At 52.1% G+C, this 15,999-nt stretch carries 16 protein-coding genes; 8 read left to right on the forward strand and 8 right to left on the reverse strand.

Annotated features, from left to right (window positions below; translation table 11 throughout):
- Nucleotides 1-75 precede the first annotated feature (75 nt).
- The 4 genes from FGB90_RS00645 to FGB90_RS00655 all read right to left on the reverse strand — a co-directional run bounded on the left by FGB90_RS00645 (nucleotide 76) and on the right by FGB90_RS00655 (nucleotide 2,888).
- Nucleotides 76-510 carry a hypothetical protein gene (locus FGB90_RS00645; protein WP_138808643.1) on the reverse strand — a complete coding sequence of 145 codons (435 nt, stop codon included), beginning with the start codon at nucleotides 508-510 and terminating at the stop codon, nucleotides 76-78.
- 134 nt (nucleotides 511-644) lie between these two features.
- Nucleotides 645-800, reverse strand: coding sequence for a hypothetical protein (locus tag FGB90_RS19520; protein ID WP_171051646.1), 156 nt, complete (start codon nucleotides 798-800; stop codon nucleotides 645-647).
- A 138-nt stretch (nucleotides 801-938) separates the two neighbouring features.
- Nucleotides 939-2,012, reverse strand: a complete 1,074-nt coding sequence (desA, locus tag FGB90_RS00650) for a Delta(5) desaturase DesA (RefSeq protein ID WP_138808645.1) — start codon at nucleotides 2,010-2,012, stop codon at nucleotides 939-941.
- Nucleotides 2,013-2,297: 285 nt separating this feature from the next.
- Nucleotides 2,298-2,888 (reverse strand): hypothetical protein, encoded by a 591-nt coding sequence (locus FGB90_RS00655; RefSeq protein WP_138808647.1) that lies wholly within the window; start codon nucleotides 2,886-2,888, stop codon nucleotides 2,298-2,300.
- A gap of 84 nt (nucleotides 2,889-2,972) precedes the next feature.
- Here FGB90_RS00655 and FGB90_RS00660 point away from each other — a divergent pair, with 84 nt between their 5' ends.
- Nucleotides 2,973-3,299, forward strand: a complete 327-nt coding sequence (locus tag FGB90_RS00660; protein ID WP_138808649.1) for a DUF3221 domain-containing protein — start codon at nucleotides 2,973-2,975, stop codon at nucleotides 3,297-3,299.
- A 41-nt stretch (nucleotides 3,300-3,340) separates the two neighbouring features.
- Here the strand turns inward: FGB90_RS00660 and FGB90_RS00665 are convergent, their stop codons facing one another.
- Nucleotides 3,341-3,703, reverse strand: coding sequence for a hypothetical protein (locus tag FGB90_RS00665; protein ID WP_138808651.1), 363 nt, complete (start codon nucleotides 3,701-3,703; stop codon nucleotides 3,341-3,343).
- Between the two features lie 125 nt (nucleotides 3,704-3,828).
- Between FGB90_RS00665 and FGB90_RS00670 the strand changes: the two genes are divergently transcribed.
- Complete coding sequence (locus FGB90_RS00670) at nucleotides 3,829-4,545, forward strand: DUF2071 domain-containing protein (RefSeq protein ID WP_171051647.1); 717 nt, start codon at nucleotides 3,829-3,831, stop codon at nucleotides 4,543-4,545.
- A gap of 209 nt (nucleotides 4,546-4,754) precedes the next feature.
- Here FGB90_RS00670 and FGB90_RS00675 read toward each other — a convergent pair whose 3' ends face one another.
- A complete protein-coding gene (locus tag FGB90_RS00675) occupies nucleotides 4,755-6,617 on the reverse strand; it encodes a terpene cyclase/mutase family protein (RefSeq protein WP_138808653.1) in 1,863 nt (620 codons plus the stop codon).
- Between the two features lie 268 nt (nucleotides 6,618-6,885).
- Here FGB90_RS00675 and FGB90_RS00680 point away from each other — a divergent pair, with 268 nt between their 5' ends.
- Nucleotides 6,886-8,235, forward strand: a complete 1,350-nt coding sequence (locus tag FGB90_RS00680; RefSeq protein ID WP_138809904.1) for a LuxE/PaaK family acyltransferase — start codon at nucleotides 6,886-6,888, stop codon at nucleotides 8,233-8,235.
- A gap of 46 nt (nucleotides 8,236-8,281) precedes the next feature.
- Nucleotides 8,282-9,664 carry a hypothetical protein gene (locus tag FGB90_RS00685; RefSeq protein WP_210237222.1) on the forward strand — a complete coding sequence of 461 codons (1,383 nt, stop codon included), beginning with the start codon at nucleotides 8,282-8,284 and terminating at the stop codon, nucleotides 9,662-9,664.
- Nucleotides 9,665-9,733: 69 nt separating this feature from the next.
- Here the strand turns inward: FGB90_RS00685 and FGB90_RS00690 are convergent, their stop codons facing one another.
- Nucleotides 9,734-11,086: an amidohydrolase family protein gene (locus tag FGB90_RS00690; protein ID WP_138808654.1), complete on the reverse strand. Its 1,353-nt coding sequence runs from the start codon at nucleotides 11,084-11,086 to the stop codon at nucleotides 9,734-9,736.
- A 299-nt stretch (nucleotides 11,087-11,385) separates the two neighbouring features.
- Between FGB90_RS00690 and FGB90_RS00695 the strand changes: the two genes are divergently transcribed.
- The 4 genes from FGB90_RS00695 to FGB90_RS00710 all read left to right on the forward strand — a co-directional run bounded on the left by FGB90_RS00695 (nucleotide 11,386) and on the right by FGB90_RS00710 (nucleotide 15,403).
- Complete coding sequence (locus tag FGB90_RS00695; RefSeq protein ID WP_138808655.1) at nucleotides 11,386-11,919, forward strand: dihydrofolate reductase family protein; 534 nt, start codon at nucleotides 11,386-11,388, stop codon at nucleotides 11,917-11,919.
- Nucleotides 11,920-11,927: 8 nt separating this feature from the next.
- Nucleotides 11,928-12,470, forward strand: coding sequence for a hypothetical protein (locus FGB90_RS00700; RefSeq protein WP_138809906.1), 543 nt, complete (start codon nucleotides 11,928-11,930; stop codon nucleotides 12,468-12,470).
- Nucleotides 12,471-12,808: 338 nt separating this feature from the next.
- Nucleotides 12,809-14,611 (forward strand): oligoendopeptidase F, encoded by a 1,803-nt coding sequence (gene pepF, locus FGB90_RS00705; protein WP_138808656.1) that lies wholly within the window; start codon nucleotides 12,809-12,811, stop codon nucleotides 14,609-14,611.
- A 138-nt stretch (nucleotides 14,612-14,749) separates the two neighbouring features.
- On the forward strand, nucleotides 14,750-15,403 hold the full coding sequence (locus FGB90_RS00710; RefSeq protein WP_138808657.1) for a carboxymuconolactone decarboxylase family protein: 654 nt from the start codon (nucleotides 14,750-14,752) through the stop codon (nucleotides 15,401-15,403).
- 127 nt (nucleotides 15,404-15,530) lie between these two features.
- Here the strand turns inward: FGB90_RS00710 and FGB90_RS00715 are convergent, their stop codons facing one another.
- A complete protein-coding gene (locus FGB90_RS00715; RefSeq protein ID WP_138808658.1) occupies nucleotides 15,531-15,710 on the reverse strand; it encodes a hypothetical protein in 180 nt (59 codons plus the stop codon).
- Between the last annotated feature and the right edge of the window lie 289 nt (nucleotides 15,711-15,999).

Here is a 15,999-nt window from a genome sequence, read left to right on the forward strand (position 1 = left end):
GTGAAGGAGTCATTTTTATCCATTCTGTAAAAAGGGGGAGGGGCATTTACCTGTCTCTGAGGACGAAAGATAAAGTCAGTTCACTGGCACGAGCTCCAGTTTCTCAACAGGAGTTCCACTGATATGTATCTCTGCAGTCAGGTTGAGTGGAGAATTACCTCGGGTCTGGATGAGCTCTTGAAGATCGTCCGTCAAGTACACCAATGTGCTCCCATCCACGTGATCGAGCTCTGTTTCTCCAAGCACCAGCGTCTCATCATCAATGTGATTACCGATCACCACTATCACCTCTTCGGTATTTTCTCTGTCCCACAGCCGTGAATCAGCTTCAACCGTATCTTTTCCCGCAGATTTCTCTTCAAGCCTGGAGGTGACCTTAATGGAGGACTGGTCGGTTTCCCCTGTGTAAATGATCTGGCGTCCGCTTTCACTGTTTATCATGCCGTCAGCTGCCGTGAAAACAAGTGCGCCGGCAATTACGATTGAAATGAGGATTGCTGTTAGTTTCATACTAGCCTCCGTTAAGCCTGTCTTTACCTCTATGTTAGCATGTGGGAACCATAATTTGGATGTTATTGCTGAATTGGAATTTTGAATGTACCAGGCTGACCTTTAAACATAGCAAAAAACCTGAGAGCCGGGTCTCAGGTTTGTTTCTGCAGCCGTTTCTTCTCTTTTTTCACAACCGGTGCCAGGTAGTGGCGGTTTTTCAGGTGATTGATGTAGTCGTGGACCCTGACGAGCTCTTCATCAGTCAAGTGTCTGAGCATCAGCGTTATTTCCTCGCGGGTATAGTGCATGAATAGCCCCCTGTTCCAGTTTGCGCCTCAATGCAGTCTATTCCCGGAACCCCCGCAGTAATGCCCTCTTTTTTCCTGAAAGTTAATTAATGTCCAACTGATAAGCCGACCCCTGGAGTGGAGCCGGCTGAAGTGATTTTATCCTGTGTTTTCGTTGTGTTTTCTGCTTTTCACCGTTTCGGAAGCATAGACCAGCAGTTCGCGGGCTTTTTCCGCTTTAATGCGTTTTTTCATCTCCCTGAAACCGATAAACTTTCCTTTTTTCTCGTCCCACAAGTGAAATTTAAGTGATTTCAGGCTGGTAGTGAGGGTTACTGTAGGGACGTTCTGCAGATCGTTATTCTCTTTATGAGCTTTTTCCAGGTTGTAGTTTGGCACCCGCGGGTTCAAGTGGTGCACGTGATGGTAGCCGATGTTGCCCGTGATCCACTGAAGGATTTTCGGAAGTTTGTAAAATGAACTTCCCTCCACGGCAGCCCGCACGTACTCCCATTCTTCCTTCCATTCAAAATAGGAATCCTCAAACTGGTGCTGCACGTAAAACAGCCAGATTCCAACCGAGCCCGAGATCAGGAAAATCGGGAACTGAATCATGAGAAACGCCTGCCAGCCGACGAGCATGATCATGACAGCTGTTATTGCAACGATCGATACATTCGTCAGGTGCGTATTCATCCGTTCCTTCCGGCGCGCGTCTTTCCGGTTAAAGCGCTGCTCAATGATGAACGCATAAATCGGCCCGAGAATAAACATGACGAACGGATTCCGGTACAGGCGGTATTTAAAACGGACCCAGCGGGAGGATTCCAGGTATTCATCCGTTGTCAGAATCCAGAGATCCCCGACACCGCGCTTATCCAGGTTACCGCTGGAAGCATGATGGACGTTGTGGTCGTGCTGCCACTGGGAGTAAGGAAACAGGGTCAGAATTCCCGTAATAGTGCCGACGATTTCGTTGGCTCGGCGGCTTTTAAAAAACGATTGGTGACAGCAGTCGTGAAAAATGATGAAGATCCTCACCGTAAAGCCGGCGTTAATAACCGCAATAGCCAGTGTAAGCAGGTAGGAAACAGACAGACTGAAGTAGGCGAGCACCCAGAGTGCAAAAAACGGCACAAGGGTATTAATCAGCTGAAGCACCCCATCCTTCGTTCTCCCTTTTGTAAATGGCAGTGTCTGTTTGCGGAGATTCTTTTCTTTCAGTAAACTCATATTTGCCTCCTCTTCAGTTCCGATGATCTTTTATGCAATGGTAATTGATTTTTTTGTGACCAGGTACTAATACTTAGTATACGCCTTCTCCGGTATTATGACCAGAAATTTTTTTAATTTACGTGTGAGAAAGCAAAGATTGCGACAGAATCCTTACGAAAAAGGAAATGACAGCAAAAAAAGAGCTGCCGTGGGATTGGCGGCAGCCAAAGGGAAAGTACTTTGTGCCGGACCTCTCCAGCCGGCATGGTACAGATGTATTAACCGGACAGGGGAATTATGAATCTAATTGTCCTGCAGTCTCTGAAGCCACCTGTCCGGACCCGGATACCCGGCATCTTTTTTCCACTCAACAGCATCCTGCATCCGGTTGAATTCATCCGGAGTAAGGGCGGGAAGTTCAATAAGAGAACCGTCCTCATCCTTGACGGTCATAAGATCCATGATCCGCAGCATATAATCCTCGTGAAAAATCTCCAGCACCTTTCTTTCCGGTTCACTAAGCCCTCTTCCTTCAAAAAAAGGAGGCATTTCTTCCGTACCTTCAGAGATCAGTTCCGCCAGTCTGCCGAACTCAGCCCACTGCCAGCTTCCAATCTCATCAAAATAGGGTGGATTCCTGACAGCATAAGTGTCCAGTACTTTAAGACTTGAGGCCAGACGGTTAACCTGTCTGGTTAAATCTTCCTCATCGTCAGGTTCCTCAAGCAGCACAGAAACGTCATACTCTGCCTGCTGAAGTGCACCGTACAGGTCGATTATGTAGGTGTTATATTTCTGATCCGAAGTCCGCTGTGCATCGATGGAATCGAAAAGCAGATACAGACATGCAGCGGAAAGAACGGCAATTGCAGCTTTATACCATTTGTTTTTCATCGCAGCATCTTCCTTTCTTTTGCCAGTTTATCATTTTCACAGGAAGAGATTAACATTATACTGGTAAAAAAGGGGGTACCCCGCATGAAAGAATCGATACTTTTAATTACAGTTACAGGAGCTGTAATTCTTATGGGCATCACTGTCTATCAGACATATTTCCCTCTTTATGAAGGAACCGTCATTGAAACCGAGCGGGACGCAATTCTCGTATACACGGGAGGGGAAGCCCCGTCTGAGCTGCCATTTTCCGCTGGCGAACTCGAAAAGTACGAGAGCGATCTTGTCTGGTTTTACACCCGTAACGATTTCCCCGAACCTGGAGACAGAGTACGGATCAGGGCCGGTAGCGGTACGGAGGAATCTCTGCCGCCTCGGAAAGAAGCAAGGTCAATTAAATTGCTGAATTAAAAAACACATGCGATCCGCATCGCATGTGTTTTTCGTGATGACTAGAAAAAGAATGGAAAGAAAAAGCTCCGAATTCCGAAAAACGGGAAAAAGTACGGACGAAAGCGACGGAAACGTCTCGGATAGCCATAACCGCCACCCCAGCCACCGCCCCAGCCGCCGCCTGGATAGAAGCGCATCTGCTGGTCGTCTGTGTCGCCGTCCGGGAGAAGCATGTGCACGCCGTTCTGGTCCATACCATTAATAATGCCCTCCACCATCTGACCCTCCTGAGTCTGCAGCTGCATCATATGGTGCATATACTGCTGGCACAGTTCCTGCATCTGCTGCTGGGTCATCTGCTCCCCATTCATCCCGTTTCCATTCATGTTGTTCATGTGATTCATATGGTTATTATTGTTCATCACAATCATCCTCCTTCACTCCGTTATCGTATGGGAGAAAGTAGGCACGGGTGCAGGTCCGATGCAGAGGAAAAAGTGACAGAATGATATACTGGAAAAAGCGCAGAGATAAGGGAGGGGCAGCAATGAACACAGTAAGAGGGGTTATCAAAAGAAGGGTACTGATTAATTACCAGCTCGATGCGAAGGTGGCAGCACGCGTCCTGCCAACACCGTTTCGGCCGAAACTGGTGAAAGGAAAAGCGATTATCGGCATCTGCCAGATCCGGATGGAGGATATGCGTCCGGAAGTGCTGTCAAAAATACCGTGCGGGATTTCGAGCAATAATGCTGCTCATCGCATCGCTGTGGAATGGGAGGAAAACGGCACGAAAAGAGAAGGCGTCTACATATTCAGAAGAGATACGGACTCCCGAATGAACAGTCTGGCAGGAGGAAGGCTGTTTCCGGGATTTACCCATTACTCGTCATTTGAAGTAACAGATCAGGATGGACAGGTTGACTTTTCGATGACCGCGAAGGACAACAGCGCGACCATGCGTTTTAAGGGCCATGACACTGACACCATCCCGGAAACGAGTGTATTTTCTTCTTTTCAGGAAATCTCCGACTTCTTCAGGGAAGGGGCTGACGGCTATTCGCCCGGACGGGAGGATAACTGCAGTCAGGGTATCTGTCTCCTTACGGATACGTGGAACATGAAGCCTTTTCACGTTGAAAGTTCTGCAGCCACGTTCTTTGCAGACACACTTGGTATTAAAGAGAGCGATATGACGTATGACTCTGCGGTTGTCATGCGCGATGTCGCTCATGAATGGAAACGGATCCCGTCTGTGAGCTGAAAACAGAAACCGGCGCCCGGCATCGTGTATGCCGGGCGCTTTTGCCGGTCGTTATCAGAAATTAGTTAGAAAAAAATGAATTTTAGTTAGAATAATCCTTAAATTTGTTAGAATAATCCCCAAAGTAGTTAGAATAATCCCTAAATCAGTTAGAAAAACCCAAATTCCGTTAGAATTAATGACAAATCCAATTTAAAAAATTGAAACATTCACCCCGCCCCATACTTCCTCCAATAATTCCCCAGCGCCAGAAGCGGCCAGATGTAATTATAGCTGTGATAATAAATATAAAAGTCCCCGGGAAGCGCGGCTCCCGTCGGATAGCGGTTCTCTTTACCGGCATGTGAGATCAGGTACCGGATGCCGCGGTCAATCGCCGCAGTCGGCCTACGCTCAACAGCAATGAGCGCATCCACCGCCCACGCCGTCTGGGAGGGGGTGCTCGCACGGAGCGGGACGTAGCGTCCCGCCGTGTCACTCGTACACGACTCGCCCCAGCCGCCGTCCTCGTTCTGAATTCCCATGAGCCACTCAGCCCCCCGTTTAACCGCATCCTCTTCACGTCCGAACCCGGCTGCACTGAGGCCGGTTAATGCCGCCCACGCCCCGTAAATATAGCAGATGCCCCATCGTCCGTACCAGGAGCCGTCGCGCTCCTGGTTTTTTACAAGCCAATCAACAGCCCTCTCTACCGAAGGATGGGGCAGAAGAAGGTTAGCGTCACTGCTGAGAAACTCCAGCGCCCGGCCGGTCAGGTCTGCGGTGGAAGGATCGATCAGCACCCGGTCCGCAGCGGGAAAAGGAAGAAGGGTAATCCGCCGCTTGACGGTGTCCTTCTCAAAAGCGCCCCAGCCGCCATCCGAATTCTGCAGCCCAAGCACCCAGGCCGTTCCCCGTGTCCAGGATTCACGGAATTCAGGACGTGAAAAAACGGTCCTCTTTACCGCGCGCAATGCAGCAGTCGTATCGTCGATATCGGGCAGAAACGTATTGATATCCGAAAATCCCCATCCACCAGGGAGTGTGTCGGGACTGTTGAATGCCCAGTCTCCGTAAAGCGTATGCTGCCGCGACAGGACGTAGCTGACGGCTCCTGAGATCATTGGATCCTCCTCAGGGACCCCGGATCGCTGAAGCGCGTGGGTTAAAAGAGAGGTATCCCAGACGGTGGAAGTGGCAAATTCGATATGGGCGTGCCGGGTAGTGAGGCAAACCTGGTTACGGATCGCGGCGAGCGCTTTCTGAATGACCGGATCGGATTTCGAGTAGCCGAGTGCCAGAAGGGCGTAGATCATAAGGACCGTTGACGTAATGTAGCTGAAATAAAGGCCGTCCGGTTCAATCCGCTCCAGCATCATCCGTTCCGCCGTCCTGTAGGCCTTCGTTTTCATACGTTTCGGGGTTTCAGCCAGTTTCTGAATTTCTGCAGCAATCGAACTGAACAGGCGCATCGTCTCGTGGTGTTCAGGCGCTTCCTTTCTTTGTCCGAGGGCTGAGAGGTCGGGGGTGCTGCTGGTTTTCACGTGGTAGTTTTTATTTGCGGCGGTGAGAGCGGCGACGATGTGGACCCGTGCGTAGCTGACGATGTCGTAAATGCTCACAGGGGCCCCGCGCGGGATCAGCAGTGACTCGATCGGCAGGCGGAACAGTCGGGGCCAGGGAATCTGGCCGTTAAGGGCGAGCATGGCACGGGTAAAAGGTCCGGTTTTGTGGAGGCCGCCCTGCTTTTCGATGAAGGCCCGGGCTTTCTTCATATTTGGTGAGCCGGCATCGGCGTGTCCTGAATACAGGAGGGCGAAGTAGGCTTCAACGGTGGCCGACAGGTGACCGTCCTCCTGGTCAGGGTAAAGCTTCCAGTAGCCTGCCGGATCCTGAATGGCCTTCAGCCGTTCAGCGAGCCTTTCGATGAGCCATTCGTCCTGATTCGTTTCCAGGCTTCTTAACAGAATGATTGTATAGGCGTCGGTAGTAGGGCCGGTTTCAAAACAGAAGCGCCAGGAACCGTCGTTTGACTGGCGCTCGCGCAGGGCGTCAGTAAATCGGGCGATCGTGTCTTTCACCTGTTTGTGCACGCCGGCACCTCCCGCAGTTGAATTCACTGTTACCGATTCTATGCGTGCAGGCGTGTCTGTTTTCCGGGAGGGGAAAAAGGGGCAGCGACTGTGCCGGCCCGGGATGGTCGGGGGCAGGTATCCTGTATATAACGGTTAGGCGGCACTCCGTGGGAAAATGGATCTATAGTCACTTAATTCAGAAAATTTGTACGATCCTTATTGACAGCGCTTTCACGAGCCTTTACTCTTGTTTTATGACGAAATTAAGGGTAACCGTGTGAAAATTATGATAGGGGGAAGGACATTGACAACCTACGCTGAAGAAGAAGTTTTCAGTAAAGACAAGATGCAGCAGCTGCAGCTGGAGAGGCTGAAAAAGACGCTTGCCCGTGTGGAGAAGAATGTCCCGTTTTACAGGGAGGCATTCGACCGGAGTGGGGTATCGTCTTCAGAGGTGCACACAACGGAGGATATCAGCAGACTTCCTTTTACAAAAAAGCAGGATCTGCGTGACAATTATCCATTTGGACTTGTGGCAGCGCCGATGGACGAGGTGGTGCGGATTCACGGTTCCTCGGGGACGAGCGGAAAACCGACCGTTGTCGCCTATACGGAAAACGACGTGAGCCACTGGGCCGATATGGTCGCCCGTGCCATCTATATTGCAGGGGGACGTAAGGGGGATCTTCTCCATAACGCTTACGGATACGGACTTTTTACCGGGGGACTCGGGCTTCATAATGGTTCTGAACGGCTCGGATGCGCCACGGTTCCGGTCTCAGGCGGGAACACCGAGCGCCAGATTACGCTCATTCAGGATTTCATGCCGAGAGTGATCTGCTCGACCCCGTCGTATCTGATGAACATCGGTGAAACGATGATCAAAAAAGGACTCGATCCGCGCGCCACAAGCCTTGCGTACGGCATCCTCGGGGCCGAGCCGTGGTCGGAGGAAATGCGACGCAGCATCGAGGAAATGTTCGGCATCAAAGCGATGGACATTTACGGGCTGAGTGAAGTGATGGGACCGGGAATCGCCATGGAATGTCACGAAGCGCAGGACGGCCTTCACATTGCGGAAGATCACTTCCTGGCCGAGGTGATCGATCCGGAAACGCTCGAGCCTGTGCCTGACGGGGAAGACGGGGAGCTCGTATTTTCGAGTCTCACGAAAGAAGCATTTCCCGTGATCCGCTACCGGACGGGGGACATTGCCTCCCTCACGAGGGAAAAGTGCAGCTGCGGGCGGACGACAGCCCGGATGAGCCGGGTGAAAGGGCGGATCGATGACATGTTCATTATCCGCGGGGTGAATGTATTCCCATCGGAAGTGGAGCGGAGCATCCTCCAGATGGACGAGCTCGTCTGTCATTACCAGATTCACCTGAAGAAAAAAGGATCGATGGATCACGCGGAGCTGCACGTGGAAGTGTGCGAGCCGTTTTTCCAGGCACTCCCGGACGGTGATCTCACAGACCCGGTGGCGCAGGAGCTCGTGAAAAAGATCCAGTACGTCCTTAAAACCCAGGCACTCGTCAGTATGGACGTGTACCTGAAGCCGCCGAATGCAATTCCGAGATCCGAAGGCAAAGCAAAGCGGATCGTCGATCAGCGGACAGCGGAAGCAGTCAAATAGTACGCTTTTTATGATCTGAAAATTCAAACAACACTGGGAGGGAATTATGGGAAAAGAGAGGAAATACGGGGAAATTCAGCCGGGTATCAAATGGGGACCGTTTACGATGCGGGTGCCCGGTGTCCACCTTAAGCTTTCACCGAGCCAGCACATTCAGGGCGGACTGATTCTTCTGGCAACGTGCGGATCGATTACACCGCTTATGATGAGGTATTTTGAAGTGTCGTTTGAAGTGGCCTGGACAGTGAGTCTTGTGATGCTGTTCTGGGTCCTCGCTCAGACTGTCCTGTTCGGTGACGTGTATGCAGCAGGGGCGATTACTCCTGCGCTGCCGCTCACCCTTGTGTATATGAATACGCTCAATCCGGGAACCGAAGCGATTCACGGCATGATGGCCATATTTATCCTGGTGACGATCCTGTTTTTATTCTTCGGCGCGACAAAGCTCGGGGAAAAATTCAATTCCATAATCCCGGTGGCATTAAAGGGCGGAATCATCATGGGGGCGGCGATTGCCGCATTTCAGTCGGAAATCAACCGGCTGCCGGACATGCCGTTTTCCCTTCTTACATCATGGATCATTGTGCTTGTGCTTCTGTTTTCCATTCCGTTTTCAAAACTGCCTGATACAAGGTCGAAAATCATGGCAGGCTCCAACGCTCTCCTGATTTCCCTTGTGGCTGCGGGCATTGTCGGCTTTTTCACAGGGGAAATGACGTACACGATGGAGTGGGGGCTCTTTGTACCGCCTGTAGCGGAGACCTTCTCGACGCTATCCATCTGGGCGGTGGGACTGCCTTCGTGGGAAGTATTTCTCGCCGCACTCCCGATTGCTCTTGTCATCTACGTCCTGGCGTTCGGTGACCTCGTCGTGGCCCATACGCTCTTAAAAGGAGCGGACAAAGCCCGGCAGGACGAGAAAATCGACATTAACCCGACGCGCAGTCACTTCATTCTCGCAGCGAGAAACCTGGGACAGATCATGACAGCCGGTCCGCTTCTCTGGATTCACGGTCCGATCTGGACGGGTGTTCAGGTCTTCCTTATCGAACGGTATAAAAAGGGCAGGAATTTCATGAACTCCATATTCGACGGTCCGATGAACTTCTACATCATGGCGGTGCCTCTTGGCCTGCTTCTCCCGGTGATCGCCATCATTATGCCGATCTTTCCGGTGGCACTGTCCATTTCCCTCCTTCTCACCGGCTTTGCCTGTGCCTGGGTAGCTATGAACCTGGTGAAAACAAATATTTCTCGGGGACTGGTGCTGGCGATCGGAATGCTCACAGCCGTGCACGGTCCTGTCTGGGGCATCGGTGTCGGAGTGGTACTCTACATCCTGCTGATCGGACGCCACGGGGAAAAGAGCGATGAGTCCCTTTCTCTTGAAGAGGATCCTGTGGAGGAAAAACGGGATGCCGCTTCATAAATGAACCGCCTGCACATAGGAAATGGCTCTCATCAGTGAGAGCCATTTCTTTTTCCACTATGCGCGTAATCAGTCCGCATTTACTTCCCGGTTTTTGTGCTGTCGCAGGAACACGTTTTCACTTGCCTGAGCGACCTGTTCCCTGAGACGGGAAACATCTTTTACAAGCCTTCCGTTCTGTTTTACGATCCGGCCGGCTGTAAGAACCGTATCGACATTTTCCGGCCGCGCACTCTGCACTACAGCGCCGGCAGGAGACTGATTCAGCGGGTGCAGGTTAAAGGAGGACGGGTCAATGATGGTGATATCCGCTTCCATGCCCGGTTCAAGGGTGCCGGTTTTATGGCCAAGCCCCAGCGCCTTCGCCCCGTCCCGGGTGGCAAAAGCCAGCACATCCTTCACTGTCAGGCCGAGCTGTTCGGGCATCTCACCGCGATCGAGAATCTGTTCGTTCTGGCGTGCCCGTTCTGCCTGGAGGGCAAACTTCATCTGGGTGAACAGGTCACCGGCTGTAGAGACGACCACGTCGACGCCTAGTGTCACAAGTCCCTTGTGCCTGTGAAGCTGGCCGGTGGCGGGATAGCCGTGGCCCATCATCATTTCCACCTCGGGGGTCACTGACAAAGAGGCACCGCTTTCCGCAATGAGCCTGTACTCTTCCAACTGAATCCGGTTGACGTGGACGAGGTTCAGCCTGTCTGTCAAAAGCCCAGCCTCATTAAGGCGGGTAATGGAGCGGTCATGGGGGCCCCACGCGCCAAAACCGATATGCATGGAGGCAATCGCATCGAGTTCTGCTGCGAGTTTAATGTCATCCACAGCAGTTTCCCAGGCACTGAACTCCGGCCCGCGGACACCGAGTGCCATCGTAAGGAGCTGGTCCTCGGACTGAAAGTATTCTTTTTTTACCCTGCGGGCATCCTCTGCCGGATGGCGCTTTTCGCTTTCCCGGTCCCAGTATTCCCCTCGGCCTGATACACCGTGGGCAAAGACCGCCCGGATGCCGGCATCCTCAAGGCCTTTGATGGCAGCATCAGCGTGCTCCGGCGTTTCAAGCATCGAGTAGTCAAACAGTGTGGTGACACCGGCGTCCAGCGCCTCGAGCGCTCCCCAGAGGTTCGCTATGTACATGTCCTCTGTACTAAGCTGGGAACCGAGGTTTCCGTAGTAGATGTTTTCCAGGTACTGCGGCAGTGACCAGTCTGTTCCGATGTGCCTTAGAATGGACTCCCATACGTGCCGGTGAGTGTCCACGAGGCCGGGCATGACGATTTTACCAGCTGCATCGATGACCTCCGCGCCGTCTGCATGAAGATCTGCCCTGATGTCACGGATGGTTTTGCCTTCGATCAGAATATCCTTCTGCTCCGTGTCAAACTGCCGGTTCATGACGAGACCGTTTTTTATCAGTATCCGCTTCAAAGATCTCCCTCCTTTTTTATCACGTAACGGCTATACCCGCTCGCAGGAGAGGGAGACTGCTATTCTGGCAAAAAGGGAGGTTTGGCCCACGGAAAATAAACCCGGAATCGATTTCCGGGCCGAAAGTTTTGGGAACTAAATTGCCTGTTTAGCGGCAAACGGCCTGCTGAGGAGACGTAATTCGCAGAGTGCGAAACTGGTTAGCAGAAATTCAGAGTCCAGAATCCAGGGCGATTTGTGTAATCGCTGGATTGATCCCCCCTGTTTCGGCTATAGTCAATGAAAAGGGGCGATGCGGCATGAACAGGAAAGCGGCAGTTTACCTTGCAGTAAGTGTGGACGGCTATATAGCAACGGAAGAGGACCGGGTCGACTGGCTCGAGGAAGTACCCGGGGAGGGCGACAACGGCTACGGAGCCTTTTACGAGACCGTGGACACGGTCGTAATCGGAAGGCGCACATACGACTGGGTGATGAAGGAAACGGACGGCGATTATCCGTACGCCGGAAAAGAAGGATACGTCGTGTCCAGGGAACCGGAAAGGGCTTCCGAACACGTGACATTTACGAAAAACCCGGAGCAGCTCATTGAACGGCTTAAGGGTGAAAAAGGCGGACGCATCTGGATCGTAGGGGGTGGAAGACTCATCCATTCGCTTTTAAAAGCAGACGCAGTGGACGAGCTCATCCTCACCGTCGCGCCGGTCGTACTGGGAAGCGGCCGGCCTCTCTTTTACAGGACGAGTGTAAGAGAGATGTTCAGTCTCCACTCCGTTGAGCGGTACGGTGATTTCGTGGAGCTGCACTACAAAAAGAGAGGAGCGGACAGCTGATGGGAAACATGGATCGGGAAACAAAAGGGCAGTTCGAGCGGCTGGAAGGCAGTGACCGGGAACTTCAGATGGAAGCCTTCAGCCAGCTTACGGCCCAGGTGGACGAAGCGGTGGACTGGTCGTATGAAGTGTGGGACGAGCTCGTAAGCTGGCTCGGGGACAGGGACAATCACAGAAGGGCACGGGGTGCCCAGCTGCTTGCAGGGCTCGCGAAAAGTGACCCGGAAAACCGGATACTGGACGACTTTCCGGCGTTGTGGAAGGTGACGAAAGACGAAAAGTTCGTCACCCTCCGCCACAGCCTCCAGTCCATCTGGAAAGTGGCTCTCGGAGGAAAAGAGCAGCATGATCTGGTTATGGCGCATCTCGATGCCCGCTACCGCGAGCCTGATCATAAACACGCCACTCTCATCCGGTATGATATCATCACCGGTCTGAAGGCGCTGTACGATGAGACAGGTGACCCGGCAGTCAGGGACCGGGCTCAGGCGCTAATCGAGATGGAGGAGGACGAAAAATACCGGAAAAAGTACCGGAAAGTGTGGAAATAAGGTTGGAATCATGCGTCCCGTTAGGGGGCGTTTTTTATTTTAGGAAAGGAGTCAGAAAAACTGTCTGATCAGCAGCTTTGTTAGAATAAGTGAAAAATTAGTTAGAATAAAACGAAAATCCGTTAGAAAAACCCTGAAATTCGTTAGAATAAATTTAAAATCAGTTAGAAAAACCGCACCCACACGGACATGAAACCTCATATATATCTCTGCATAATCAGAAAATTCCGCATCTATCATTCCATCTTCCCCTGTTATCCGGTATAATGGAACTTAAGTTTCGTCAATCGAAAGAATACGTGCGATTCTGACAAAAGACGTGAAAGGATGCGATACATATGACAACTGCAGCAAAGACGCTTACCCGCCGGGAAGTACCGACTGACCAGACGTGGAACCTGACCGACCTGTTTGAAACACGTGAGGCATGGGAGGAGGAGCTTCAGGCAATACCTGCCGCCACAGAAAACGTGACCCGTTTTAAAGGACAGATTGGACTCAGTGCCCAGACACTCTTTAACTGCCTTGAGGCAGCGGACGAGCTCCTTGCCCGTGTGATGCGGATGACAACGTACGCCATGCTGAAACAGAGCGGCGACGGGACGAACCCCGAAAATCAGTCCGATGCAGCAAGAGCGGGCGCGGTTGCTTCAAAAACAGGAGCCGATCTCGCTTTTATCCGCTCGGAAATTCTCGCGCTGGACGATGAAAAGCTGGAAACATTCAAGGCAGATGTGCCGGAGCTCCGGGAGTTTGACAAGACGCTCAGCGACCTGATGGAAGCAAAGCCGCACAGACTTTCACCGGACGCAGAGGAAATGCTTGCAGCCTTCGGTGAGGTCCATACAGCTCCCTACATGATCTACGAGCGCAGCAAAACATCCGACATGGTGTTCCCTGATTTTGAAGTGAACGGCCAAAGCTATCCGCTTACGTTTAACACTTTTTCAACTTACGAGGAAAGTGCCGATACCGACGTGCGCCGTGCCGCTTATGAGGCTTTCAGCGCAACTTTGAAAACATACAACAACACCTACGCTGCGACTCTTGCCACTGAAGTAAAGAAGCAGGTGATCGAGTCCCGTCTCCGCGGCTTTGACTCCGTTACCGATTACCTTCTTCACAGCCAGCAGGTGACACAGGAAATGTACCACCGCCAGCTTGACGTTATTCAGGAGGAGCTGGCTCCGATCATGCGCCGCTTCGCGAGCCTGAAAAAGCGGGTTCTCGGGCTTGAAAAAATGACTTACGCGGATTTGAAAGCACCGCTTGATCCGGAATACGACCCGGATACCACATACGAGGAAGCCGGCAAAACCGTCCTTGATTCACTGGAAGTGATGGGCCCTGAATATATGGAAATTATGGAACGCGGCGTAAAAGACCGCTGGGTTGACCTGGCAGACAACGTAGGGAAAAGAAGCGGAGCGTTCTGTTCCAGCCCTTACGGCGTTCACCCGTATATTCTCATGACGTGGACCGGCTCCATGCGCGATGCATTCACCCTCGCCCATGAGCTCGGACATGCCGGGCATTTCAGCCTTGCAGGACGCTACCAGCGCCTGTCCGGCACACGCCCGAGCCGTTACTTCATCGAGGCGCCATCCACGATGAACGAAATGCTGCTCCGGGAGCACATTCTCGGCAAAACAGAGGATGACCGTATGCGCCGCTGGGTGATTCTGCAGTCTCTCGGCACGTATTACCACAACTTTGTCACTCATATTCTTGAAGGGGAACTGCAGCGCCGGATGTACGCAAAAGCCGATCAGGACGTTCCTGTAACAGCAACGCTTCTTAACGAAACGAAGCAGCAGGTGCTCCAGGACTTCTGGGGTGACGAGGTGGAAATCGATGAGCGCGCCGGCTACACATGGATGCGCCAGCCGCACTACTACATGGGGCTATACCCGTACACCTATTCGGCAGGACTTACGGCATCCACCGCCGCTGCCGAGACGTTTAAGGAAGAAGGCCAGCCGGCAGTCGACCGCTGGCTCGGTGCCCTGAAAGCCGGCGGCACGATGAAGCCGCTCGATCTCATGAAAGAGGCCGGTGTTGACATGACCACCGACGAGCCTGTGAAAAAAGCCGTCGCCTATGTGGGGCGCCTTGTAAGTGAGCTTGAAGAGAGCTTTTAAACCCTCACAGCGCATAGTGTTCTTTTAATAGCCGGGTGCCCAAGACGGCACCCGGCTTTTTTCAATCAGACCCGTTTTCATTTTTTCACATCGGGGTATGGAAACCATGAAGACTGTAATTTTAAGGAGGCAGATCAAATGAGTGATGATCATCTTTACAAACTGTCCCATTTTGAGCGGATCGGGGAGCTGCGGGACCTTGCCCCGGAGCAGGTGAATGCCTTTCTGGCGTTCGATGAAAAAGCGCTGGCGCCGGGTGAGCTGAGTGTGAAGACGAAAGAATTGATCGCTGTGGCAGTAGCCCACGTCACCGGCTGCGCGTACTGTATTGAGGTACATACAGGAAAAGCGAAGCAGGAGGCGTCCAAAGAGGAAGTAGCAGAAGCAATCATGGTCGCCACTGCTCTCAAGGCCGGTTCTGCTGCTGCCCACGCGGTGAATGCCTACAACAGTTTTGACGGAAGAGGATCGGATGAAATGTTCAAGGCGTCCTACTTCGAGCGGATGCGTGAGGTTGCCCAGCAGGGCGGTGAAGCATTTGAAGCGTTCATGCAGTTTGACCGGGCGGCCATGAAAGGCGGAGCCGTCGATGCGAAGGAAAAAGAGCTGATTGCGATCGCTGTAGCCCATGTCACAGGCTGTCCTTACTGCATCCATGTTCATACGATGGGGGCAAAAGAAAAGGGAATTACCACCGAGGAATTGACCGAATCGGTGATGGTGGCAACAGCACTGAAAGCGGGATCTGCCATGGCCCACGGCGTGAATGCCCTGAATGCCTACGACCGTTAATAAACAGTAAAAGGACGGCTGTCTTCAATGACACCGTCCTTTTTAATGAGGAAATTAATTTTTCTGGAGAGGAATTCATGAGGCAGGCTGGTTCATAGGTGGCGGATCAGGAGGTAAATGAGGCAAGTTAAGACGGACGGTAGTTACCGGAAGATTTTCTCTGATCCACTTCTTCAAATATTTTCAAATCCTGTTCTTTTGCATTCGAACCAGCAGATTGTTCAGTGTTCTTCCGCGTTCTGCTTTTCTGCTTACCGGAATCTTTTCTCTCGTCGTGTCTGTTCATTTCAGCATTATGACTGGTCATGGAGAGAACACCTTCTTTCTGATTTTGGAATGGCTCCACCCCGCAACCGGTACATGCCCCGCGTTATGGAAGGAGAAAAATGGAGTATCTTTAGCGGGAACGTAAAAAAGCCGGAAAAGACAGGGATATCCCTCTGACTTTCCCAGCTTATAAGTTAGCTCTATTGTCTACTTATTACCGCGGGTCATGTATAGGTTTGGGGTGGAACATAAACGAGTATAACCCGGGATTGGATTTACTTCAAGCCCTGCGAGGAAAATAAGGCGTTTGAATCAGGATGGGATCGGGA

The organism is Alteribacter natronophilus (assembly GCF_006007885.1).
In the GTDB taxonomy this organism is placed as follows: Bacteria; Bacillota; Bacilli; order Bacillales; family Salisediminibacteriaceae; genus Alteribacter; species Alteribacter natronophilus.